This is a genomic window from Streptomyces spiralis (assembly GCF_014654675.1).
GTDB classification, from domain to species: domain Bacteria; phylum Actinomycetota; class Actinomycetes; order Streptomycetales; family Streptomycetaceae; genus Streptomyces; species Streptomyces spiralis.
Map to the genome: position 1 here is coordinate 179,006 of NZ_BNBC01000005.1, position 22,365 is coordinate 201,370.

The following is a 22,365-nucleotide window of genomic DNA, read 5'->3' on the forward strand; positions in this document are numbered from 1 at the left end:
GGCAGCGTGGCCGGGTGCGGCCTTCGGGTGGTTGTGGGCACTCGTTCCGCCTGGGGGGCACCTCCCAGGCGTCAAGGCACTGGGGGAGGAACGGGTGCCCACCACCACCGGCACTCTTGTACCCGGAGTCCCCCGCTTCCGAGGTGCCGCTACTTCTCTGTCACGCCCGCCGAGTCGAACGTCGCCACCTCGTGCATCGCTCGCGCCGTGCTCTGTACCAGCGGCAGGGCGAGCAGGGCGCCTGTGCCTTCGCCGAGGCGGAGGTCGAGGTCGACCAGGGGGCGCAGGCCGAGCTTGTTCAGGGCGGCGACGTGACCCGGTTCGGCGCTGCGGTGGCCGGCGATGCAGGCCGCGAGCACCTCGGGGGCGATCGCGCGGGCCACCAGCGCGGCGGCACCGGCGCTGACGCCGTCCAGGATCACCGGCGTACGCAGCGAGGCGCCGCCGAGGAGCAGGCCGACCATGGCCGCGTGCTCGAAGCCGCCGATCGCGGCCAGCACTCCGATGGGGTCGGCCGGGTCGGGCTGGTGGAGTTCCAGGGCGCGGCGGACGACCTCGGTCTTGCGGGCCAGGGTCTCGTCGTTGATGCCCGTGCCCCGGCCGGTGACCTCGGCCGGGTCGGCTCCGGTGTAGACGGAGATGAGGGCCGCGGACGCGGTGGTGTTCGCGATGCCCATCTCGCCGGTGAGCAGCGCCTTGTTGCCCGCCGCGACCAGGTCGCGGGCGGTCTCGATGCCGACCTCGATGGCCTTCTTGGCCTCCTCGCGGGTCATCGCGGTGCCGGTGGTCATGTCGGACGTGCCCGCGCGCACCTTGCGCGGCAGCAGGCCGGGCGTGGCCGGGAGGTCGGCTGCGACGCCCACGTCGATCACGCAGACCTCGGCGCCCACCTGGGCCGCGAAGGCGTTGCAGACCGCTCCCCCGCCGAGGAAGTTGGCCACCATCTGGGCGGTGACCTCCTGCGGCCAGGGGGTGACGCCCTGGGCGTGCACTCCGTGGTCGCCGGCGAAGATGGCAACGGCCGCGGGCTCGGGGATCGGCGGCGGGCACTGCCGGGACAGCCCGGACAGCTGGGCGGAGATGATCTCCAGCATGCCCAGCGCGCCGGCCGGCTTGGTCATGCGCTTCTGCCGCTCCCAGGCCTCGCCGAGCGCCTTGGCGTCGAGCGGGCGGATCTGGGCCACGGTCTCGGCGAGCAGGTCGTGCGGCTCCTCACCGGGCAGGGCGCGACGGCCGTACGTCTCCTCGTGGACCACCCAGGACAGCGGGCGGCGCTTGGACCAGCCGGCCTGCATCAGCTCGGGCTCGTCCGGGAACTCGTCGACGTATCCGACGCACAGGTAGGCGATGACCTCCAGGTGCTCGGGCAGGCCGAGGGCGCGGACCATCTCACGCTCGTCGAAGAAGCTGACCCAGCCGACACCGAGGCCCTCGGCGCGGGCGGCGAGCCAGAGGTTCTCCACCGCGAGCGCGGCGGAGTACGGCGCCATCTGCGGCTGGGTGTGCCGGCCGAGGGTGTGGCGGCCGCCGCGGGTGGGGTCGGCGGTGACGACGATGTTCACCGGGGTGTCGAGGATGGCCTCGATCTTCAGTTCCTTGAACTGCTTGGCCCGGCCCTTCGGCAGCGACTTGGCGTACGCGTCGCGCTGGCGCATGGCCAGTTCGTGCATCGCGCGACGGGTGTCGGCGGAGCGGATGACGACGAAGTCCCACGGCTGGGAGTGGCCGACGGACGGGGCCGTGTGCGCGGCCTCCAGGACGCGGAGCAGCACCTCGTGCGGGATCGGGTCGCTGCGGAAGCCGTTGCGGATGTCGCGGCGTTCGCGCATCACCTTGAGCACGGCCTCGCGCTCGGCCTCGTCGTAGCCGGGCGCGGCCGGGCCGGTGGACTGTCGTGCTTCCGCCACTGCGGCCGTGCCCTCTTCCTGGTGCTCTTCCTGGTCGGCGACCTGGGTGTCCAGGTCGTCCGCGTGCTGGACCACCGCCGGGTCCGGCTCCTCGCCGGCCGCGGCGGGAACGGTGTCGCCGTCGCGGGGGGCGGGGACCATGGCGACCGGGTCCTGCGAGGTCCCCTCGGCGGGCCGCGGCTGGGGTTCCTGAGCGGCCTCCGGCTGCTGCTCGGTCTGGGCCTGGGGCTGCGGCGCGGTCTGGGCCTGCGCTTCGGGCTGGGCCTGCGGCTGGTCCGTCGGGACGACGAGCGGGTGCGGGGGCGTCGGGGCCAGGTGCGGGGTGGTCGGCACGGTGCCCTCGACCGGCACGAACTGCCCCAGCGGCAGGCCGGGTTGGGCCTGGGCCGGAACACTGCTGGGGAGCGGGGCGCCCTCGGGGGAGGCCGCGGCAGGCGCCGGTGCGGGCGCGGATGCGTGCTCCGCGGGTGCCTGCTCCGTGGTGAGGGGTGTGTCGCTGTGCGGGGCTTCAGGGGCTGCCTGGGCCTCGGGGTGTGCCTCGGTGTGTGCCTCTTGATGTCCCTCGGGGGTCACGGGAGCCTCGGCGGCTGCCGGCACCTGGGCCACGGCGGCTGCCTCGTCGGCCGGGGCCGCTGCGGGAACCACCGACCGGTCCTGCTCTGCGGCCGTGTCGTGGCCGGCCGAAGGCTCGCCTTCGGCCGACGCCGTCGGCTCGACCGCACCCTCGGCCTCAGGGTGGAGCGTGGCCTCGGGCTGGGGTACGGGGACGGGCGCGACCTCCGGCTGCGGGATCGTCTCCGTGACGGACGCGTCCACGGGGAGCTGCTCGGGGGCGGGAGCCTGCTCGGCAGGAGCCTCCACCGGTCCGGTGACCTGCACGCCGTCCGTGGCCTGCGCGGCTTCCGTGAGCTGCGCGCCTTCGGGAGCCTGCACGCCCTCCGGACCGTGAGCGGCCTCGGGAACCTCCTCCGCCTCGACGGCCTGCGGGGGGCGGGTCGCCTCGGGCGCCTGCCCACCGTGCGTGGACTGCGCGTCTTCCGGAGCCGGGTCGGCCTCCGCGGCGGGCGTGTCCGGGGCCTGGTCCGGCTCCGCTGCCGGTACGGACTCGGCCGAAGGCCCCACATACCCGGCGCCGGGCACCTGGGCGTCCGAGACGCCGTGGGCACCCACCGGCTCCTGGCCGGCGCCGGAAGCGTGCACGCCGTCCACGCCGCCCGTGCCTTCGGTCACCTGCGCGAACTCCGCGCCGTCAGCCTCGTGCGCGGCCTGTACGTCGTCCTGCACGCCCGTCTGGTCCTGGGGCGGTTGGCCGCCCTCCGAGGCGTATCCAGCAGCGGGCACGGCGGCGCCTGCCTGGGCCGCGAGCCGGGCCACGGCGGCCTGGGCCGCACCGACCGGCTCGCCGTCACCCGGAACAACCGTTTCCGCAGCCGCAACCGTCGCCCCCACCGGAGGCACCACGGGCGCCTGCACGCTCTGTGCGGTCTGCACGCCCCAGGGAGCGGCGCCCTGCGGGGCCGTCTCCGGCTGCTGCTGGACGTCGAGGTACTCGGGCCCGACGGTGGGCGGCCCGGAGTGCCGGACCGGTGCGCCCGCGGGGCCGCGGTCGGCCAGGGAGCGGACCGGGCTCGCGGAGACGTCGGGGATGGGCGGGCCGAGGTGCAGGGGCCGCCGCGGGGGCGTCGCCGCGGCGGGCATGGCAGGCGCGACGTGGGGCGTGGCGGTCGGGTCGGGGTGCAGTACGCCGCCGAGGTCGACGGAGCCGCTGTCCCGGCCGGCGATTTCGTGCGGGCCCGGCTGGTGGACGGCCTCGACGACCGGCTCCGGGGCGGGCGGGGGCACTTCGTTGCCCCACGCGCCCTGGGAACCGGGCAGCAGCAGCTCTTCGTCCTCGACGGCAGACTCGGAGAGGTAGGTGTACGCACCGTGCGCGGGGACGCCCGGCTGCTCCACCATGCCTGCGCTCTCCGGCTGCCCCTCGCCCGGGACCTGGCCGGTGTCGGTCATGCGTACCCCTCGCCCATCGGTTAGTGCTTCTACGACCAGCTCACCGGGAACGGCGCACCGACCGCCCCCCAGTGAAGAACGAGCGTCCCCGCCCGGCGGCACGAACGACCCGCCCGTAAAAGGCGACAAAGCCATTGAGTGGCATTGTCGCGGTCGTTCGGCCGCGGCGACAGCGTGATCCGCCATGGTCCGCTGTGGACTGCGCCACGTTGCGCGTCCCCTGGTTCTGCCGTACCACACCCACCGCAAAACGGACGGGTTTTCCGGACATTGACGAACGAAGTTCCGGACCACCCAGTGCGGTACAACGATCGGCCAGCCTACCGCGCGCGGTACGACGATCCGATCACGGGGCGCGGTCGGGGAGCACACCGCAGAGCAGGAAAGCGACGCTCCGCTCCCTCTCCGTCCAGGCGCGGGTGTCGAGTTCGACGGACTGCAGCAGGGCGCATTCGACCTGGTAGCCGTGCTCGGTGAGGTCGCGGCCGACGAGTTCGGCGGCGTCGCGGTTGGAGGCGTGCGCGACGATGCGCTGCGGGCGCCGGTCGGCGACCGCGGAGACCACGGCGGCTCCCCCGCCCCCGACACGGACGACGTCCGGTTCGGGCAGGTTCTCCAGGATGTGCGGGGCGTTGCCCTGCACCACTTGCAGCTGGACGCCGAAGCGGCGTGCGGTGGCCTCGGTGCGGGCGCAGGACTCCGGGTCGCGGTCGACGGCGATGACGGCGGCGCCGCCGCGGGCGGCCTCGGTGGCGAACGCCCCGCTGCCGCAGCCGATGTCCCAGACGAGGTCGCCGACGCGCGGTCCCAGCCGGGCGAGCTGAGCGGCCCTCAGCAGATCCGTTTCTCCCTCGCCGAGCGGGCCGCCGTGGGAGGCGTAGGAGGCGGCGGGCTGGGTCCAGCCGCGCGGTCCGGCGGCGGGGTCGCGTCCGGCGATCCAGCCGCCGCCCTCACCGGCCCCGGCCCGGCCGCCGATGACGATGACGACGTTGGGGTCGCGCCAGGTGTGGTCGGCGGCCTTGTCGGAGGTGACGACGGTGACCTGTTCGCGTTCGGTGCCGAGTTCCTCGCAGATGACGAAGGTGCGGTGCACGCCGTCGAGGAGCAGGCCCAGTTCGGCCGGTCCGGCGCCGGGCGCGGTCAGCACGGCGACCTTGGTGTGGGCTCGGCATACGTTCACCGCGCGTCGCAGGGTGCGCTTGTGTGCGACGACCACCTGTGCGTCGTCCCAGGGCATTCCGGCCCGGGCGAAGGCGGCGGCCACGGAGGAGACGGCGGGGACGACCTCGACCTCGAGGCCGAACTCCGGCGCGCGCAGGGTTCGTACCACCCCGAAGAAGGCCGGGTCGCCGTCGGCGAGCACCACGGCGGTGCCCCGGTGGGCGGCGATACGGCGGGCGGCGAGGGCGACGCTGCCGAGGCGGATCCGCTCGGCCGACGGCGGCACCTCGGGCAGCGCCAGGTGGTGGGCGGCGCCCGCCACCAGCGTGGCGGCGCCGAGTGCGCCGCGCGCCGCCTCGGTCAGCGGCGAACCGTCCCAGCCGATCACCGTGACCCGGTCGGCCATCGTCGTCAGTCTCCTGGGGGTCTTCTCAGGGTGTTGTTCGCGCCGGTCGTCAGGGCGACCCGCAAGGCGGCCCCGTGAGAGTACCCCGGTTCGGTCGTGCGCCGGAGCGCGGGGCGGGGCGCGTCGCCGACGGTTGTCGCCGGATCACCGTCAGTTCCAGTCGGCGTACGACGTGAAGCCGCCGGTGTCCGCCAGCTGCTCGCCCACGCCCTCCAGGTCCTCGGGCAGCAGGCTCCAGACGATGAGGTCGGTGCGTACGTCGGTCCACTCGCCGTCCCCGTTCCTGCTGCGGGCCATCCAGGCGCCGCGCAGCACTCCCTCGCTGATGCAGCCGATCTTCTGGGCGACCTGCTGGGAGGCGGTGTTGTCGGCGGCGGTGCGCAGCTCCAGGCGCTCGAACCCGCGGTCCTGGAAGACCCACTGGGCGGTGGCGAGCGCTGCCTCGGAGGCGTAGCCCTCGCCGCGGGCCCAGGGGGCGACGACGTAGGCGATCTCGGTGGAGCGCACCCGCCAGTCGGTGTTGCTCAGATGGACCGTGCCGACCAGGCGCTGGGTGAGGAACTCGTCGACCGCGAAGACTATGCCGCGGCCCTCCGCCCGTTCGGCGGGGGCGAGTTCGGTGATCCAGGCGCGGGCGTCGGCCTCGGTGTAGGGGTGGGGCACGGAGGTCCAGGCGGTGACCAGCTCGTCGTTCATCATCTCGGCGAAGGCCTCGATGTCCGACTCCTCGAAGGGGCGCAGGACCAACCGCTCCGTGCTGATGGAGACGTTGGGGAAGGTGCTCGTCATGCGCCGCTCCGTAACCTTCGGTGAACCTTCAGGGACTGCTGAACTGCCCAGCATGCAGCATGGAAGCACCGGAACGCACCACGGGGTCCACCCCTGATGAGGGAGTGGACCCCGTGCGGGCCGGCCGGGCGGTGACGGTGTTCCGGTCAGAACGCCGGGATGACCGCGCCGTCGTACTTGTCCTCGATGAACTTCTTCACCTCGGGCGAGGTGAGCAGCTCGGCGAGCTTCTTCACGCGCGGGTCGTTCTCGTTGCCCTTCTTCACGGCGAGGAAGTTGGCGTACGGGTTGCCCGTGGCGGACTCGGCGACGAGCGCGTCCTTGGCCGGGGAGAGCTTGGCCTCCAGGGCGTAGTTGCCGTTGATCACCGCGGCGTCGACGTCACCGAGGGAGCGCGGCAGCTGGGCCGCCTCCAGCTCCTTGAACTTGACGTCCTTGGGGTTGGAGGTGACGTCCTTGGGGGTCGCCTCGTATCCGGCGCCGGCCTTCAGCTTGATGACGCCGTTGGCCTCCAGCAGCTTCAGCGCGCGGGCCTCGTTGGTGGTGTCGTTGGGGAGGGCGATCGTGGCGCCCTTCCCGAGGTCCGCGAGCTTCTTGACGCTCTTGGAGTAGACGCCGAGCGGCTCCAGGTGCACGCTGCCGCCGGGCACCGGGACGATGTCGGTGCCGTTCTTCTTGTTGAAGTCGTCGAGGTACGGCTTGTGCTGGAAGTAGTTGGCGTCGACCTGGCCCTGCTGCACGGCCGTGTTCGGGGTCACGTAGTCGGTGAACTCCTTGACCTCCAGCTTGAGGCCGGCCTTCTGCGCCAGGTGGTCCTTGACGTAGGTGAGGATCTCGCCCTGCGGGGTGGGAGTGGCGGCGACCGTCAGGGGGGCGTCGGCGTCCTTCTTGCCGGAGTCGGAACCCGAGCCGCAGGCGGAGAGCCCGAAGGTGAGGGCCCCGGCGGCCAGGACGGCGGTGGTGATCTTGGCGGTGTTACGCACGAAAAGTGCCTTTCCTTGGTGGTGCGGTCCCTTGGAACAAGGGGTGCCGGCGCGAAGCGCCGTCGTTGAGGGGTGGTGGTCGGGCGACGGGTGGGCGGACGGGGAGTCTTAGGGGAAGGTCGGAGAGCCGGGGCGGCGTCAGGCGACCTTGCCGACCTCGGCCGGCGCGGGCTCCTTGGCCTTGAGCAGCCGCAGCCTGGGCGCCGGGCCGGAGCGGCCGCCGCGCCGGTGCAGGGAGCGGGCGGCGAGGTCGCCGGCGAACTGGATGACGGAGATGACCACGGCGAGGATCGCCACGGTGATCCACATCAGCTGGCTCTCGAAGCGCTGGTAGCCGTAGCGGATGGCGATGTCGCCGAGGCCGCCGGCGCCGACGGTGCCGGCCATGGCGGAGTAGCCGATGAGGGCGACGACCGTGGTGGTGGTGGAGGAGATGAGGGACGGCAGGGACTCCGGTACGAGCACCTTCCGTACGACGGTCCAGGTGTTGCCGCCCATCGACTGCACGGCCTCGACGAGCCCGCCGTCCACTTCGCGGACGGCCGTCTCGACCAGGCGCGCGAAGAAGGGGATGGCGCCGATGGCGAGCGGGACGATGGCGGCCTCGCGGCCGATGGTCGTCCCGGTGACCCAGCGGGTGAAGCTCATCAGCGCGACCATCAGGATGATGAACGGCATCGACCGGGCGATGTTCACGATCTGCCCGATGAGCTTGTTGGCGACCACGTTCTGAACCAGCCCGCCCTTGTCCGTCAGGACGAGCAGGATGCCGAGGGGAAGCCCGCCGACGACGGCGATGAGCGTGGACCAGCCGACCATGTAGAGCGTGTCCCAACACGCCTGGGACAGCAGCGGCTGCATCTCGGACCAGGTCACAGCTCGGCACCTTCCTTGACCAGAACGGGCTTGTCGTCGCCCACGACGTCGATCTGCAGGCCCTGCTCGCGCAGGAAACCGATGGGCACGACGTTGTCCTCGTAGCGGCCGGGCAGTTCGATGCGCATCCGGCCGACCTGGAGGCCGCCGACGGTGTCGATGGCGGCGCCGAGGATCGATATGTCGATGTTGTAGGTGCGGGACAGCTGCGAGATGACGGGCTGGGTGGCGGCCTCGCCGTGGAAGGTGACGTCGACGACGGTCCGGTTCTCGCCGGTGGCGTCGCCGCCGACCGGGAAGAGCGCGGCGGCCAGCTGGGAGCCGGGGGTCGCGAGCAGCTCGCTCACCGTGCCGGACTCCACGATGCGGCCCCTCTCCATGAGCGCCGCGGAGTCGCAGATGGACTTCACGACGTCCATCTCGTGCGTGATGAGCAGGACGGTCAGGCCGAGCTGCCGGTTCAGGTCGCGCAGCAGCTGGAGGATGGAGCGGGTGGTCTCGGGGTCCAGGGCGCTGGTGGCCTCGTCGGAGAGCAGCACCTTGGGGTCGCCGGCCAGGGCGCGGGCGATGCCGACGCGCTGCTTCTGGCCGCCGGAGAGCTGGGCGGGGTAGGCGCCGGCCTTGTCGGCGAGGCCGACCAGGTCGAGCAGTTCGAGCGCCCTGCGGGAACGTTCCTTCCCCGACTTTCCGAGGATCTCCAGGGGCAGCTCGACGTTGTCCCGCACGGTGCGTGAGGACAGCAGGTTGAAGTGCTGGAAGACCATGCCGATCCGGCTGCGCGCCCGGCGGAGTTCCTTGCCGGCGCGCGGCCCGCGGCCGGCGAGGGCGGTGAGGTCCTGTCCGGCGACGGTGACCGTGCCGGCGGTGGGACGCTCCAGGAGGTTGACGCAGCGGATCAGCGAGGACTTTCCGGCGCCGGACTGGCCGATGACGCCGTACACCTCGCCTTCGCGGACGTGCAGGTCGACGCCGTCGAGGGCGGTGACCTCGCGGCCGCGCGAGCGGTAGACCTTGGTGAGGCCCGATGTGGTGATCACGTTGGGTTTCCGTCACTGTCGAGTGCGCGGGCGTGGGTGTGCCCGGGCACGGGTGCATGCGGTCGGGAACGCGGCAGGGTTCTCGCTGTGGCGATGGAATCGGGGAGAACGTGTGCGCGGGGGCGGGGCTCAGCCGCGGGTCTGGTCGTACCGGGCGTGCCGGACGGACGGGCGGACGCGATGAGCGGGCACTCGCTTCGGGGCGCGAGGCTCAGGTGGTGCAGGGGCCCTCTAGAAGGCGCACATTCGACGCTCGGGACACATACAACGAGCACCGGGCGTCGTGGTCGCCCCGGTCGCAGGGATGCGGTCGCTCGTCGTGGTCATGCGGCCAGTAAACCAGACCGACACCGCTGACCCGGCATCGCTGTCCGCATACTGGACACCCGTGAAACACCCCGCCGCTCGCTCCTGTCGCCCCCATGACCAGCACGGACAAGCCCGCGGACCACTCGCCCCCGTGCGGCCACCCGGTCTGCCGACCGCTCGCTGTGGCCAACACCACGACACCGCCCCACCCGCAAGACCGTCCGAACCACCCCAGTCCGGGCGGCCGCCCTCTGTCGCCGGGACGCGGGCTCGCGGCCTGCCAGGCGGGCACAGGGGCCGGGCCGGGCGGGGCAAGAGCCCCGGGCGCGGATGGGCGGGAGCCCGAGGCCCGGGTGGGCGGGAGGCTGGGGGCGGGGTGGGCGTGGAGGGGGGATTACGCCGTAATAAGGTCACAGCATGCTTGATGCCCTGACCCTGGTGACCGGCGTCGCCGCGTTGCTGCTCGCCGCCTGGTGCGGGTGGGCGGCCTATCGCGACCAGCCGACGAAGGACTGGCACTTCATCGGGATGGCCGTGGTCTCGCTGCTGGCACTGGTCCAGTTGGTGATCGGGATCGTGGCGCTGGCGCGGGGCGAGAAGGCGGACCAGGGGACGGCCATCTTCGTGGCGTATCTGCTGGGCGCCTTCGCCTGCGTCCCGGCGGCGGGCGTCATGTCGTTGGCCGAGCGCACGCGCTGGGGTTCGGTGACGGCCGCGGCCGGCGGTGTCGTCCTCGCCGTCCTCGAAGTGCGGCTCTACGACATCTGGGGAGGGTGAGATGGCCACCGTGGAACAGAGGGAACAGAAAGAACAGCGGCCGAAGCGGCTCATCAGCGGGCCGGGCATGCTGCTCGTCTGGCTCTACGGCGTGATGGTCGTCGGTGCGGTCTCCCGCTCCGTCTACCAGATCGCCACCGACTTCGACCGGGCGCCGCTCGCCTACTCGCTGTCCGCCGTGGCGGGCGTGGTCTACGGCTTCATCACGTACTCACTGGTGCGCGGCGGGGAGACGGCCCGCAAGGCGGCGCTGGTGTGCTGCGCCGCCGAGCTCGTGGGCGTGCTGACGGTCGGGACGTGGACGCTCGTCGAGCCGTCCGCGTTCCCCGACGCGACGGTCTGGTCCGACTACGGCATGGGCTACATCTTCATCCCGGTGCTGCTGCCGCTGTCCGCGCTGTACTGGCTGCGCACGTCCCGCGACGTCAGCGGCGTCACGCGGTAGCCGCGTAGGTCCCCGCCGGCTTCTCAAGGACGATCATCGGTACGCCGTCGGAACCCTCGGAGGTGCCCACCGGCTGGTAGCCCACGCGCCGGTACAGGCGCAGGTTGCCCTCGCTGCGGTGGCCGGTGTGGAGGCGGAACCTGGTGGCGCCGCGCTGTTCGGCGAGCGCCGCCTCGACGGCGCGCAGCAGCCGGGCCCCGATGCCGTGCCCCTGCAGGCGCGGGTGGACGCAGAGCTTGCCGATGGAGGCGGCGCCGTCCTCGGCGACCCGGCCGCGCACCGAGCCGACCACCTCCTCGCCGAGCCGGGCGACGAACACGCAGTCCCCGGCGACCTCCTGACGGACCGAGTCCAGGCTCTGGACCAGCGGGTCGATGCGGTAGTTGCCGTACAGCGCCGCCTCGCTCTGGAAGCACAGGTACTGCAGCTTGAAGATCTGCTCCGCGTCCTGCTCGGTCGCCGCAGAGATGGTCACGCTCATGCCCATGTGCGCACGCCTCCCGCTCACCTGATCACCGGTCGTCCATCACTCCTATCCCCGCGGTTCGCGGGCCGCAACCTCCGGCGTCAGCAAACGACGCAGACATCCCAGACATCTGGAGCGTTCCGGCCCGAGACTGCCCTGTGAGATACCCAACTCCCCCGCGATCTCCCGGTAGGTGAGGTCCCTCGGCGACAGCAGCGCCTCCAGCAGCCGGGGGCAGCGGCCGGGCAGCCGGCGCACCGCCTCGCGCAGGGCGCGCCGGCCGGCCGCAGCCAGGACGAGGTGCTCGGGGCCGCTCTCACTGTCGTCCGCGGGCTCCAGGCCGTACGGCCGTTCGATGCTGATCGTCCGTCGGGTGCGGCGCGCCTCGGAGCGGACGGCCTTGCGCAGCCAGCCCTGCGGATCGTGCGGCGGCCCACCCGCCTCCAGGCGCTCCAGCAGCCGTAGCCAGACCGCCTGCTCCAGGTCGCCCGGCTCGGTTCCGGCGGCATGTGCCTCGGCCGAGGCCTCGGCGACGAGCAGGGGACGCAGGGAGGCGAGCAGGTTGTGTGTCATATGCGGCACGACGCGGCCGCCCCGGCGAAAGTTGCCGGGGCGGCCGTCGATTCCCTCCGACGAGGGCGGGGCGGGCTCAGTTGTTGACGGACCGGTGGGCGAGGAAGTCCGCACGGGCGAGCAGTCCGGTGTCGGCGTTGTCGGTGAAGATGCCGTCGATACCGGTCTCGAAGTACCTCTGGAACACGCCGAAGACGTCACCGTAGGCGTCCGGGTCGCCGCCTTTGCGGAAGGCCGGCGGCAGGAAGGGGTTCTCGTTGCGGACCGTGTAGGGGTGCAGGACCAGGCCCACGGCGTGGGCGTCCCGGACGAGGCTGCTCGGCTCGGTGAAGTTGCCGCTCGCGTCCTTGGGGATGACGAGGTCCACGGTCGGGCCGATGCCCTGGGCGTAGGAGGCAATCTCCCGCAGGCCCTTCCTGGTGATCAGGTCGGCGACGGTGCGCGGGTCACCCGCCTCGACGAAGTCCCAGGGCCGGGTGTTCGCACCGGACAGCAGGACCACGAGCGGGTTGTCCACGAGCTTGTTCAGCCGCTGGATGCTGCTCGGCTCGAAGGACTGGAGGATGACCGGCGAGTTCCGCTGGTCCTTGCCGTACTTGCGCAGCAGCTTGGCGACCCGCTCCTCCAGGCCGAGACCCAGCGCCCGGAAGTACGTGGGGTGCTTGGTCTCGGGGTAGATGAAGACCTGCTTGCCCCGCTTGCGGGTCTGCTCGTCCTGCCACCTCAGGACCTCTTCGAAGGTGGGGATCTCCCAGCGGCCGTTGTAGAGGGTGTTGTGCGGGCGGTTGGCCGGGATGCGCTCGACCGCCCGCAGCGTCTTCAGCTCGGCGAGGGTGAAGTCCTCGGTGAACCAGCCGGTGGTGGGCACGCCGTCGAGCGTCTTGGTGGTCTTCCGGTCGGCGAACTCACGATGGTCCGCGACATCCGTGGTGCCGCCGATCTCCGGCTCGTGCCGGCAGACGAGGTGACCGTCCTTGGTGGGCACCAGGTCACCGGCCTCGACGATGTCGGCGCCGAGGTCGAGGGCCAGCTCGTAGGAGCCGAAGGTGTGCTCGGGCCGGTAGCCGCTGGCGCCGCGGTGGCCGATGACCGTGGGCACGGGCAGGCTGCCGAGCCCGCCGCCCCCGTGACCCCGGGCCCCGCTCCCTGCGGCCCTGGCCGCGCCGGGCAGCCCGAGGACCGCTCCCCCGGCCCCGAGCACCGCTGCCCCGAGCAGCGCCCGGCGCCCGGTCCCGCCCGCCTTTCCGTCGGACTTCCGCGTCCCGGCCCGCTCGTCCGGCGTCTGCGTCCCCATGGACCGCCTCCTGCCTCTCGTGTCCTGCGTGGCGCGCCGATGGTAGGTGGGCGCGGATGACCTACGGGAGACCTCGTACCGAACACCGGGGTGACGCGGGATGTCGCCTGGGGCACGGCCCGGGTGAGGCCGCGTCGGCCGGCCGTGGCGGGCCGGCGGCAGGCCGGCGCGCGAGCTCCGTCACACCGCCACACACCGGTTACCGGGAGGCAACGTGCCCCCTTCCCAGGTGAACGTACGTCAACACTGCGTAAGACCTGGTGAGCCCGATGTGCAATCCGGACCGCGCCGCGAGTATCGTCCTCACCTGCACAGACTCATACAGCTTCCCCAGACAATCCCTTGACACCGGAGGGCCCGTTGTCCCGCTTCGCGCTCATCAAGGCAGTGCTCGGTCCGATCATGCGCCTGATGTTCCGCCCACAGGTGGAGGGCGCGGAGCGCATCCCCGGCGACGGCCCGGTCATCCTGGCCGGCAACCATCTGACGTTCATCGACTCGATGATCCTGCCGCTGGTCTGCGACCGTCAGGTCTTCTTCATCGGCAAGGACGAGTACGTCACCGGCAAGGGACTCAAGGGCCGGCTGATGGCCTGGTTCTTCACCGGCGTCGGCATGATCCCGGTCGACCGCGACGGCGGCAAGGGCGGTGTCGCGGCGCTGATGACCGGCCGCCGGATCCTGGAGGAGGGCAGGATCTTCGGCATCTACCCCGAGGGCACCCGCTCCCCCGACGGCCGCCTGTACCGGGGGCGCACCGGCATCGCGCGGCTGACGCTGATGACCGGCGCGCCCGTGGTCCCCTTCGCCATGATCGGCACCGACAAGATCCAGCCCGGCGGTGCGGGGATCCCCCGGCCGAGCCGGGTCACGGTCCGCTTCGGTGAGCCCATGGAGTTCTCGCGGTACGAGGGCATGGACCGCGACCGCTATGTGCTGCGGGCGGTGACCGACTCGGTGATGACCGAGGTGATGCGGCTGTCCGGGCAGGAGTACGTGGACATGTACGCCACCAAGGCGAAGGCGGCGTAGGCCTCCGGCGGTTGGGCGGGTTGCGCCGTAGGGGTTCTTCAAGTCCTTCGGGTGCGGCGCCGTCGTGGCCGGTCGCGCCCACGCGGCGGAGCCGCATATCGATACAGCCCCGCGCCCCCTGGGTTGCTCACCTCACCCCGCGTCTTCCAGTTTCTGTCCCTTCAGCAGGACCCACGCCGCTGCCGCCGCTCCCAGCAGGACCGCCGCGCCCGCGCCCGAGGCCAGGTGGAGGCCGTGGACGAAGGCGTCGCGGGCAGCCCCGAGCAGCTCCTGAGCGGTGTGTGCGGGCAGGTTCTCCGACGCCTCCACCGCGCCACCCAGTGACTCGCGGGCCTGGGACGGCGTACCCGGCGGGCCCGGGAAGCCGCGGTAGGCGGCGGTGACGATGGAACCGAGCAGGGCGATGCCCAGGGCCGCGCCGAGTTCGTACGCCGTCTCGGAGACCGCCGAGGCGGCGCCCGCCTGCTCCTTGGGCACACTGGAGAGGATCACGTCGGCGGTGACCGTGAACGAGAACCCGGCGCCCACGCCGACCACCAGCAGGGCCGCACCCAGCAGCGGGTAGCCCGTCGCGGCGTCCAGCGTCGTCAGCGCGGCCAGCGCCAGGCCGACGGCGGCCAGACCGCCCGAGACCACGGCCCGTACCGAGAAGCGCCGGGCGGCCCGGCCGGCCACCAGACCGGCCGCCACCGCGCCCACGGCCGCGGGGACTTCGGCCAGGCCCGCCTCGAACGGCCGCCTGTCCTGGACCAGTTGCAGGTACTGGGAGAGGAAGAAGACCAGTCCGGACATGCCGAGGACGGTCAGCAGATCGGCGAGTACCGCGCCGCTGAAGCCGCGGTTGCGAAAGAGCCGGATGTCCAGCAGCGGTGTGGGCAGGGTGAGCTGCCGGCGGACGAACCGGTACAGCGCGGCCGCGCCCACCGCTCCCGCGCCGAGGACCGCCGGGGTGAACCCGTGCGCGGCGGCCTCCTTCACGGCGTAGACGATGCCGATCACGCCGACCAGGGACAGCAGGACGCCGGCCAGGTCCCAGGGGCCCGGGTCCGGGTTGCGGGACTCGGGCAGCAGGCGGACGCCGACGAGGACGAGGACCGCCATCACGGGCAGGTTGATCAGGAAGACCGAGCCCCACCAGAAGTGTTCGAGGAGGAATCCGCCGGCGATCGGGCCGACCGCCGTGCCGGCGGAGGCGGTCGCGCCCCAGATGCCGACCGCGAGGCTGCGCTCGCGCGGGTCGTGGAAGATGTTGCGGATCAGGGCGAGCGTGGCGGGCATCAGCGTGGCGCCCGCGACACCGAGCAGCGCCCGGGCGAGGATCATCAGCTCCGGGGTGGTCGCGTAGGCGTTGAGCACGGAGATCGCGCCGAACGCCGTGGCGCCGCCGAGCAGGATGCGCTTGCGGCCGATGCGGTCGCCGAGGCTGCCCATGGAGACGAGCAGACCGGCGATGACGAACGAGTAGACGTCTCCGATCCACAGCAGCTGGGTGCCGGAGGGCTCGAGGTCCTCGCTGATGTACGGGGTCGCCAGGCCGAGGACGGTCGCGTCGACGGCCACCAGCAGCACGGCGAGCACGAGGACGGCCAGCGCGAGCCACCGGCCCGGCCGCTGCTCCGTCTCCGTCGCGGCCGCCGGCCGCAGGGTGCTGGTCATGGTTCCTCTCTTCGCAGAGCACCGCCGAGCAGCAGCTCGACGATCATGTGGGTGAAGTCCTTGGGGGCGACCCGGCCGTCCTGCGCGGCCCAGGCACAGGAGGCGATCAGCCCGTAGAGCGCCTCGGTGAGCCAGACCGGGCTGAGATCGATGCGGAACTCGCCGCTTTGCTGACCGCGCACGAACACGGTGCCGATCCGTGCGTCGATCCGGGACCATCCGGGGTCGCCCTCGGTCTCCCAGAGCTGGTTCTCGCCGTACAAGAAGGCGAGCAGCCCGGCCGCGGGCTGGATCTCGCGCACCAGTCTGCGCACCGCGTCGCTCGCCGACCCGTCGTCCAGCCGGGCCCTGGTCAGCGCGGCCTCGCACTCGGCGATGCCGAGCGCCTCCAGCGCCCGGACCAGTGCGTCACGGCCCGCGAAGTGGCGGTGGAGTGTGGCCCGGCTGATCCCGGCGGCCTTGGCGACCTCGTCCATGGTCGCGGTGGACTTGCGGGTCAGCAGGGCGGCTGCGCTGCGCAGTACGTGCTCACGATCGAGGGCCATGAGACGAGCATAGCCCATGTGAGACATTCATGTCTCATTATAGGCGCGGACATCTCATGGCTGCCGCTCGGTGAGGTGGTCCGTCAGTGCCAGGGCAGCTGTCCGCGGTGCTCCCAGTAGGCGCGCGGGTCCTCCACGAGCGCAGCGAGGCGGGTCAGCTGGTCCGCGTCGAGGTCGACGACGGCCGCGTGGAGGTTGGAGGCGAGCTGGGTGGCGGTCGCGGCGCCGGAGAGGACGACACCGGCCCAGGGCTGACGCAGGATCAGGGCGAGGGCCACGGCGTCGCAGCCGAGCCCCGTCTCGGCGGCCACGGCCTTCAGCGCGTCCGGGGCGTGGGGCTCGGCGAGCCTGCCGTTGGCCATGCCCTCCTTGACGATCACCGTCAGTCCGGCGTCGTGCGCCTCGGCGAGGGCGGGGCCCACCGAGGTCTCCAGGGCGTTGTACGTCGACTGCACGGTACGGAAGAGGGGCTCGCCGTCGACGGTCACCTGAAGCGCGGCACGGACCGTGTCGGCCTGGGCGGGGCCGCTGGTGGAGAAGCCGACGGTCAGGCCGGAGGCGGCGGCCTCGGCGAGCCGGGCGTGGAGTTCCTTGTCGGTCAGCGCCGGGCTGTCCGGGGTCAGCGAGTGGATCTGGTAGAGGTCGAGCCGGTCGCCGAGCAGTTCGGCGGTCTCGGCGCGCTGCCGCTCGTAGGCGGCGAGGCTGTGGTCCTTGACCTCGTGCCGCTCGGCGTCGGTGGTCCAGCCGGCGGTGTAGGTGTAGCCCCACTTGCTGCCGATCACGACGTCGTCGATCTCGGGGTGGGCGCGCAGCCAGCCGGCGAGGAACTCCTCGGAGCGGCCGTAGGAGCGGGCGGCGTCGAAGTAGCGGACGCCCTGCGCGTAGGCCGCCTGGAGCAGTTCGTGGGTGCGCTCGCGCAGGGCGTCGACGGTGCGGTCGGCCGGGAGGTCACCGTCGCGGCCGAGGTTGATGTATCCGGGGCGCCCGACGGCAGCGAGGCCCAGGCCCAGGTGACAGGTGGGAGTCGTGGCTGCGGCCAGTCGGGCGAAGGGCATCGCGGGCTCCGTTCGGTCGGCTCCTTACGGCTCAGACCAACGTAACCCGCGATGTCCCGGTGGCAACGGCAACCGAGGCGCTACTTCTTGGCGTTCGCCCACTGGTGCTGCGCGGCGACGTCCGCCTTCACCTCGGCGAGCTGGACGGCGACCGCGCTCGGGGCGGTGCCGCCGCGTCCGCTGCGGGAGGCGAGGGCGCCGGGGACGTTCAGGACGGTGCGCACCTCGGGGGTCAGACGGTCGGAGATCTTCGCGAACTGCTCGTCGGTCAGCTCGTCCAGCTCCTTGCCCTCGGCCTCGGCGGCCTTCACGCACTCGCCGGCGACCTCGTGCGCCACCCTGAACGGCACGCCCTGCTTGACCAGCCACTCGGCGATGTCGGTGGCGAGCGAGAAGCCGGCCGGGGCCAGTTCCTCCATGCGCTCGCGGTGCACGGTGAGCGTCGCCATCATCCCGGTGAAGGCCGGAAGCAGGATCTCCAGCTGGTCGATGGAGTCGAAGACCGGCTCCTTGTCCTCCTGGAGGTCGCGGTTGTACGCCAGCGGGAGGGCCTTCAGCGTCGCCATGAGACCCGTCAGGTTGCCGATCAGTCGGCCCGACTTGCCGCGCGCCAGCTCGGCGATGTCCGGGTTCTTCTTCTGCGGCATGATCGACGAGCCGGTGGAGAACGCGTCGTGCAGGGTCACGAAGGAGAACTCCTTCGTGTTCCAGATGATGACCTCCTCGGCGATCCGGGAGAGGTTCACGCCGATCATCGCGGTGATGAAGGCGAACTCGGCGACGAAGTCACGCGAGGCCGTGCCGTCGATGGAGTTCGCGGCGCTGCCGTGTTCGAAGCCGAGGTCCCGCGCCACCGCCTCCGGGTCCAGGCCCAGGGAGGAGCCCGCCAGGGCGCCCGAGCCGTACGGCGACACGGCCGTGCGCTCGTCCCACTGGCGCAGCCGCTCGGCGTCCCGGGACAGGGACTGCACATGGGCGAGGACGTGGTGGGCGAAGAGCACCGGCTGGGCGTGCTGGAGGTGGGTGCGGCCGGGCATCGCCACGTCGGGGTGGGCCTCGGCGAGGCCGATCAGCGCGTCCTGGAGGTCGGCGATCAGGCCGCCGACGATCCGGGCGTGATCGCGCAGGTACATGCGGAACAGGGTCGCGACCTGGTCGTTGCGCGAGCGGCCGGCGCGCAGCTTGCCGCCGAGGTCCGGGCCGAGGCGCTCCAGCAGGCCGCGCTCCAGCGCGGTGTGGACGTCCTCGTCGGCGATGGTGCCGGTGAAGGAGCCGTCGGCGACGTCCGCCTCCAGCTGGTCGAGCCCGGCGATCATGCGCCGCAGCTCGTCCTCGGTGAGGAGACCCGCCTTGTGCAGCACGCGTGCGTGGGCGCGTGAGCCGGCGATGTCGTAGGGCGCGAGCCGCCAGTCGAAGTGGACGGACGCGGACAGCTTCGCCAGGGCCTCGGCGGGACCGTCGGCGAAACGGCCGCCCCAGAGCCGTACGTCACCGCTGTTGCTGCTCACTTGCGCTGCTCCTAGAGCTAGAGAGGGTCTTGAGGTGAGAAACCGTGGAACCGTACCGAAGCGGGGTCCGTGTCAGGCTCCGCCTGCCAGATCGCGCCGCGCGGCGATCTTCGAGGACAGGCTGTGGATGTCGATGAAGCCCTTGGCCGCGGACTGGTCGAAGGTGTCGCCGGTGTCGTAGGTGGCGAGGTGGAAGTCGTACAGCGACTGAGCCGAGCGCCGGCCGGTGACGACCGCGCGGCCGCCGTGCAGGGTCATGCGGATGTCGCCGGAGACGTGCCGGCTGGCCTCGTCGACGAAGCCGTCCAGGGCGCGCTTGAGCGGGGAGAACCACTGGCCGTCGTAGACGAGTTCGCCCCAGCGCTGCTCGACCTGCCGCTTGTAGCGGGCCAGTTCGCGCTCGACGGTGACGTTCTCCAGCTCCTGGTGGGCGGTGATCAGGGCGATCGCGCCGGGTGCTTCGTAGACCTCGCGGGACTTGATGCCGACGAGGCGGTCCTCGACCATGTCGATCCGGCCGACGCCCTGGGCGCCGGCCCGCTCGTTGAGCTGCTGGATCGCCTGGAGGACGGTGACGGGCCTGCCGTCGATCGCGACCGGGACGCCCTCGGCGAAGGTGATGATCACCTCGTCGGGGTCGCGCGGGGCGGCCGGGTTCCGCGTGTATTCGTAGATGTCCTCGATCGGCGCGTTCCAGATGTCCTCGAGGAAGCCGGTCTCGACGGCGCGGCCGAAGACGTTCTGGTCGATGGAGTACGGGGACTTCCTGGTGGTCGCGATGGGGAGGTTCTTCTCCTCGCAGAACGCGATGGCCTTGTCGCGGGTCATCGCGTAGTCGCGGACCGGGGCGACGCACTTCAGATCGGGGGCGAGGGCGACGATCCCGGCCTCGAAGCGGACCTGGTCGTTGCCCTTGCCGGTGCAGCCGTGGGCGACGGTGGTGGCGCCGTGCTTCCGGGCGGCGGCGACCAGGTGCTTGACGATCACCGGCCGGGAGAGCGCGGAGACCAGCGGGTAGCGGTCCATGTAGAGGGCGTTGGCCTTGATCGCCGGGAGGCAGTACTCGTCGGCGAACTCGTCCCTGGCGTCGGCGACCTCGGCCTCGACGGCACCGCAGGCGAGCGCGCGCTTGCGGATGACGTCCAGGTCCTCGCCGCCCTGGCCGACGTCCACCGCGACGGCGATGACCTCGGCGCCCGTCTCCTCGGCGATCCAGCCGATGGCGACGGAGGTGTCCAGACCGCCCGAGTAGGCGAGTACGACGCGCTCGGTCACGGGTCTCTCCTCACAGTGCCCTGCCCTCTATGCATGAGTATGCAGAGCCCTGCATGATTCGTCAATCGACACCGCCTGCGGACATCTGAAACGGACGCCAAAATTCATTAGACAGCCGAAAGAAATGCCCCGATAATCGTTAGACATTGGAAAGACCTATGAACGCATTGACGGCAGGCTGCGCACGTTCATCGAGGAGCAGCCCCTCTTCTTCACCGCGACCGCCCCGCTGTCGGGCGACGGCACGGTCAACCTCTCGCCCAAGGGCCTCAAGGGCTGCTTCGCGGTGCTCGACGAGCAGACCGTGGCCTATCTGGACTTCGCCGGATCCAACGCGGAGACCATCGCCCACCTGCGGGAGAACGGCAGGATCACCCTGATGTGGTGCGCCTTCCAGGGGCCGCCCAACATCGTGCGCGTGCACGGCCGGGGCGAGCCGGTCTTCCGCGACGACCCGCGCTTCCCGGAGCTCCTCGCCCGCTTCCCGGACATCGACCCCACCACGCACGGGCTGCGCGCCGTCATCGTCGTCCGCGCCGAACTGATCCGGGACACCTGCGGGTACGCGGTCCCCTTCATGGCGTACGAGGAGGACCGCGATCTGCACGGCAGGCGGTTCGCCCGCGAGGACGACGCCTCGCTGAGCGAGTACTTCGCCAGGAAGGAGCACATCGCCACCAGCCTGGACGGGCTGCCGGGGCTGCCGTTGCCGCTGCCGCCGTCGCCGGTCTGAGCGGCGTGCTCAGCCGGTGCCGCCGCCCACCGCGCCGGCCGGCAGCCGCACCGTGAACGTCGTCGAGCCCGTGCGGCTCTCCAGCTCCACGCTTCCGCCGTGGGCCTCGGTCACCGCTGTCACGATCGACAGGCCGAGGCCCGCTCCGGCTCCGGCACCGGCCGAGGGGTCGGTGCGCCGGCGGTCGGCGCGGGTGAAGCGGTCGAAGACGCCCGGACGGATCTCCTCCGGGATCCCGGGGCCGTCGTCGTGGACGGACAGGGCCGCCGTGGAGGCGTCGGTCTCCAGGGTGACCGTCACCTTCGTGCCCTCGGGCGTGTGCAGACGGGCGTTGGCCAGCAGGTTGGCCAGGACCTGCTGGAGCCGGTGGGCGTCGCCGGTCACCGTCACCGGCTCCTCCGGCAGGTCCAGCGCCCAGCGGTGCCCAGGCCCCACGGCCCGGGCGTCGGTCACCGCGTCCAGGACCAGGCGGGTGAGGTCGACCGGGCGGCGCTCCAGGGGGCGGCCGGCGTCCAGCCGGGCCAGGAGCAGCATCTCGTCGACCATCTCGCCCATGCGCGCGGACTCGGCGGCGATGCGTTCCAGGGCGCGCGACACCTCGGGCGGTACCGGGCCGGGGTGCAGCAGGGCGAGTTCGGCGTGGCCGCGCACCGAGGCCACCGGGGTGCGCAGCTCGTGGCTGGCGTCGGCGGCGAAGCTGCGCAGCCGCTCCTCGCTGGCGTGCCGTTTGGTGAGAGCGTCCTCGACGTGGTGGAGCATCCGGTCGAAGGCGGTGGAGACCCGGCCCACCTCGCTGTGCGGATCCGCTTCGGGCGCCCGGGGCGGCAGCGCCACCTCACCGCTGGCCAGCGGCAGCTCGCTGACCCGGGTGGCGGTGGCCGCGACCCGGCTCAGCGGCCGCAGCGACCAGCGCACCCACAGGGCGCCCGCGACTCCGGCGGCGGCCAGGGCGAGCCCGAAGACGCCCCCGGCGACCAGTTCCAGCCGGTGGACCGTGGCCCGTACCGGCTCCATCGGCAACCCGGTGACCAGCACGTCGCCGTCCCGGCCAGGCCAGGCCGCCAGCCGGTAGTCGCCCAGCGCCGACAGGCGCACGGTGTGACCGTGGCGGTCCACCGGCAGCGTGGCCAGGGCCTCGCGGTCGGCGGCGGTGAGGGGGATGGCGAAGCCGGGGTGGGTACGGGAGGGGACGACCGCCGCGTTGGTCACCGCGCCGCCCAGCAGCCGGGCGCCGAACGTCTCGGCGGCCTGCCGGCGGGTGTCGCCGTGCTCGTCGCCGTCGTGGTCGGAGGGCTTGCCCGTGACGGTGCCAGCGCCGGTGCCGTGCTCCAGGCTCTGCGCGAAGCTCGGCCCGGTCTGCTCCAGCTGCTGGTCGAGCCGGCCGATGAGGAAGCCGTTCAGCTCGACGACCGCGGCCACGCCGACGGCGGCGCAGCCGGCGGCGAGCAGCACCACCAGGCCGAAGGTGAGCCGGGCCCGCAGCGTACGCGGCCGGGGCAGCCGCCCCGCCCGCCGTGCCACCCGAGCGAGC

The 22,365-nt window shown here is 72.2% G+C and carries 19 protein-coding genes; 4 read left to right on the plus strand and 15 right to left on the minus strand.

The annotated features are described in order from the left end of the window. Positions 1-149: 149 nt before the first annotated feature. From cobT to IE318_RS08030, 6 genes are all read right to left on the minus strand, one after another. Complete coding sequence (cobT, locus tag IE318_RS08005; RefSeq protein WP_189898028.1) at positions 150-3,914, minus strand: nicotinate-nucleotide--dimethylbenzimidazole phosphoribosyltransferase; 3,765 nt, start codon at positions 3,912-3,914, stop codon at positions 150-152. Positions 3,915-4,260: 346 nt separating this feature from the next. Continuing rightward, positions 4,261-5,481: a precorrin-6y C5,15-methyltransferase (decarboxylating) subunit CbiE gene (cbiE, locus tag IE318_RS08010; protein WP_189898031.1), complete on the minus strand. Its 1,221-nt coding sequence runs from the start codon at positions 5,479-5,481 to the stop codon at positions 4,261-4,263. A 150-nt stretch (positions 5,482-5,631) separates the two neighbouring features. Beyond that, complete coding sequence (locus tag IE318_RS08015) at positions 5,632-6,270, minus strand: GNAT family N-acetyltransferase (RefSeq protein ID WP_030166332.1); 639 nt, start codon at positions 6,268-6,270, stop codon at positions 5,632-5,634. A 146-nt stretch (positions 6,271-6,416) separates the two neighbouring features. After that, positions 6,417-7,253 carry a MetQ/NlpA family ABC transporter substrate-binding protein gene (locus IE318_RS08020; RefSeq protein ID WP_030166331.1) on the minus strand — a complete coding sequence of 279 codons (837 nt, stop codon included), beginning with the start codon at positions 7,251-7,253 and terminating at the stop codon, positions 6,417-6,419. A 138-nt stretch (positions 7,254-7,391) separates the two neighbouring features. Continuing rightward, positions 7,392-8,129, minus strand: a complete 738-nt coding sequence (locus IE318_RS08025; protein ID WP_189898033.1) for a methionine ABC transporter permease — start codon at positions 8,127-8,129, stop codon at positions 7,392-7,394. Continuing rightward, positions 8,126-9,166 (minus strand): methionine ABC transporter ATP-binding protein, encoded by a 1,041-nt coding sequence (locus tag IE318_RS08030; RefSeq protein ID WP_189898036.1) that lies wholly within the window; start codon positions 9,164-9,166, stop codon positions 8,126-8,128. Before IE318_RS08030 ends, IE318_RS08025 begins: the two co-directional genes overlap by 4 nt. A 726-nt stretch (positions 9,167-9,892) precedes the next feature. On the opposite strand from IE318_RS08030, the gene IE318_RS08035 reads away from it, so the two are divergent. Both IE318_RS08035 and IE318_RS08040 read left to right on the plus strand, forming a co-directional pair. Next, on the plus strand, positions 9,893-10,252 hold the full coding sequence (locus IE318_RS08035) for a hypothetical protein (RefSeq protein ID WP_030166326.1): 360 nt from the start codon (positions 9,893-9,895) through the stop codon (positions 10,250-10,252). A 1-nt stretch (position 10,253) separates the two neighbouring features. Then, positions 10,254-10,697, plus strand: coding sequence for a hypothetical protein (locus IE318_RS08040; RefSeq protein WP_189898039.1), 444 nt, complete (start codon positions 10,254-10,256; stop codon positions 10,695-10,697). On the opposite strand, the gene IE318_RS08045 is transcribed toward IE318_RS08040, so the two are convergent. The 3 genes from IE318_RS08045 to IE318_RS08055 form a co-directional block, all read right to left on the minus strand. Beyond that, positions 10,687-11,184 (minus strand): GNAT family N-acetyltransferase, encoded by a 498-nt coding sequence (locus IE318_RS08045; RefSeq protein ID WP_189898041.1) that lies wholly within the window; start codon positions 11,182-11,184, stop codon positions 10,687-10,689. The genes IE318_RS08040 and IE318_RS08045 overlap by 11 nt on opposite strands. 45 nt (positions 11,185-11,229) lie before the next feature. Then, positions 11,230-11,736, minus strand: a complete 507-nt coding sequence (locus IE318_RS08050; RefSeq protein WP_189898043.1) for an RNA polymerase sigma factor — start codon at positions 11,734-11,736, stop codon at positions 11,230-11,232. A 76-nt stretch (positions 11,737-11,812) separates the two neighbouring features. Beyond that, a complete protein-coding gene (locus IE318_RS08055) occupies positions 11,813-13,030 on the minus strand; it encodes a glycerophosphodiester phosphodiesterase (RefSeq protein WP_189898045.1) in 1,218 nt (405 codons plus the stop codon). 411 nt (positions 13,031-13,441) lie between these two features. On the opposite strand from IE318_RS08055, the gene IE318_RS08060 reads away from it, so the two are divergent. Continuing rightward, positions 13,442-14,062 carry a lysophospholipid acyltransferase family protein gene (locus IE318_RS08060; protein ID WP_229903396.1) on the plus strand — a complete coding sequence of 207 codons (621 nt, stop codon included), beginning with the start codon at positions 13,442-13,444 and terminating at the stop codon, positions 14,060-14,062. A 132-nt stretch (positions 14,063-14,194) separates the two neighbouring features. On the opposite strand, the gene IE318_RS08065 is transcribed toward IE318_RS08060, so the two are convergent. From IE318_RS08065 to IE318_RS08085, 5 genes are all read right to left on the minus strand, one after another. After that, complete coding sequence (locus IE318_RS08065; RefSeq protein WP_189898048.1) at positions 14,195-15,718, minus strand: MFS transporter; 1,524 nt, start codon at positions 15,716-15,718, stop codon at positions 14,195-14,197. Further along, complete coding sequence (locus IE318_RS08070) at positions 15,715-16,263, minus strand: TetR/AcrR family transcriptional regulator (RefSeq protein ID WP_189898050.1); 549 nt, start codon at positions 16,261-16,263, stop codon at positions 15,715-15,717. The genes IE318_RS08065 and IE318_RS08070 overlap by 4 nt, the downstream gene beginning before the upstream one ends. A gap of 83 nt (positions 16,264-16,346) precedes the next feature. After that, a complete protein-coding gene (locus IE318_RS08075) occupies positions 16,347-17,318 on the minus strand; it encodes an aldo/keto reductase (protein ID WP_189898052.1) in 972 nt (323 codons plus the stop codon). Between the two features lie 80 nt (positions 17,319-17,398). Beyond that, entirely contained in the window at positions 17,399-18,826 is a 1,428-nt protein-coding gene (argH, locus tag IE318_RS08080) for an argininosuccinate lyase (RefSeq protein ID WP_189898054.1), read from the minus strand. Between the two features lie 72 nt (positions 18,827-18,898). After that, entirely contained in the window at positions 18,899-20,101 is a 1,203-nt protein-coding gene (locus IE318_RS08085; RefSeq protein WP_189898056.1) for an argininosuccinate synthase, read from the minus strand. Between the two features lie 145 nt (positions 20,102-20,246). Here IE318_RS08085 and IE318_RS08090 point away from each other — a divergent pair, with 145 nt between their 5' ends. Continuing rightward, positions 20,247-20,834 (plus strand): pyridoxamine 5'-phosphate oxidase family protein, encoded by a 588-nt coding sequence (locus IE318_RS08090; RefSeq protein ID WP_189898172.1) that lies wholly within the window; start codon positions 20,247-20,249, stop codon positions 20,832-20,834. Between the two features lie 9 nt (positions 20,835-20,843). Here the strand turns inward: IE318_RS08090 and IE318_RS08095 are convergent, their stop codons facing one another. Continuing rightward, a complete protein-coding gene (locus tag IE318_RS08095) occupies positions 20,844-22,355 on the minus strand; it encodes a sensor histidine kinase (protein WP_189898058.1) in 1,512 nt (503 codons plus the stop codon). Positions 22,356-22,365 lie beyond the last annotated feature (10 nt).

Coding starts and splice junctions, on each gene's coding strand:
- cobT (WP_189898028.1), bottom strand. CDS start 3,914: ATGACCGACACCGGCCAGGTCCCGGGCGAGGGGCAGCCGGAGAGCGCA.
- cbiE (WP_189898031.1), bottom strand. CDS start 5,481: ATGGCCGACCGGGTCACGGTGATCGGCTGGGACGGTTCGCCGCTGACC.
- IE318_RS08015 (WP_030166332.1), bottom strand. CDS start 6,270: ATGACGAGCACCTTCCCCAACGTCTCCATCAGCACGGAGCGGTTGGTC.
- IE318_RS08035 (WP_030166326.1), top strand. CDS start 9,893: ATGCTTGATGCCCTGACCCTGGTGACCGGCGTCGCCGCGTTGCTGCTC.
- IE318_RS08040 (WP_189898039.1), top strand. CDS start 10,254: ATGGCCACCGTGGAACAGAGGGAACAGAAAGAACAGCGGCCGAAGCGG.
- IE318_RS08045 (WP_189898041.1), bottom strand. CDS start 11,184: ATGGGCATGAGCGTGACCATCTCTGCGGCGACCGAGCAGGACGCGGAG.
- IE318_RS08050 (WP_189898043.1), bottom strand. CDS start 11,736: ATGACACACAACCTGCTCGCCTCCCTGCGTCCCCTGCTCGTCGCCGAG.
- IE318_RS08055 (WP_189898045.1), bottom strand. CDS start 13,030: ATGGGGACGCAGACGCCGGACGAGCGGGCCGGGACGCGGAAGTCCGAC.
- IE318_RS08060 (WP_229903396.1), top strand. CDS start 13,442: ATGTTCCGCCCACAGGTGGAGGGCGCGGAGCGCATCCCCGGCGACGGC.
- IE318_RS08065 (WP_189898048.1), bottom strand. CDS start 15,718: ATGACCAGCACCCTGCGGCCGGCGGCCGCGACGGAGACGGAGCAGCGG.
- IE318_RS08070 (WP_189898050.1), bottom strand. CDS start 16,263: ATGGCCCTCGATCGTGAGCACGTACTGCGCAGCGCAGCCGCCCTGCTG.
- IE318_RS08075 (WP_189898052.1), bottom strand. CDS start 17,318: ATGCCCTTCGCCCGACTGGCCGCAGCCACGACTCCCACCTGTCACCTG.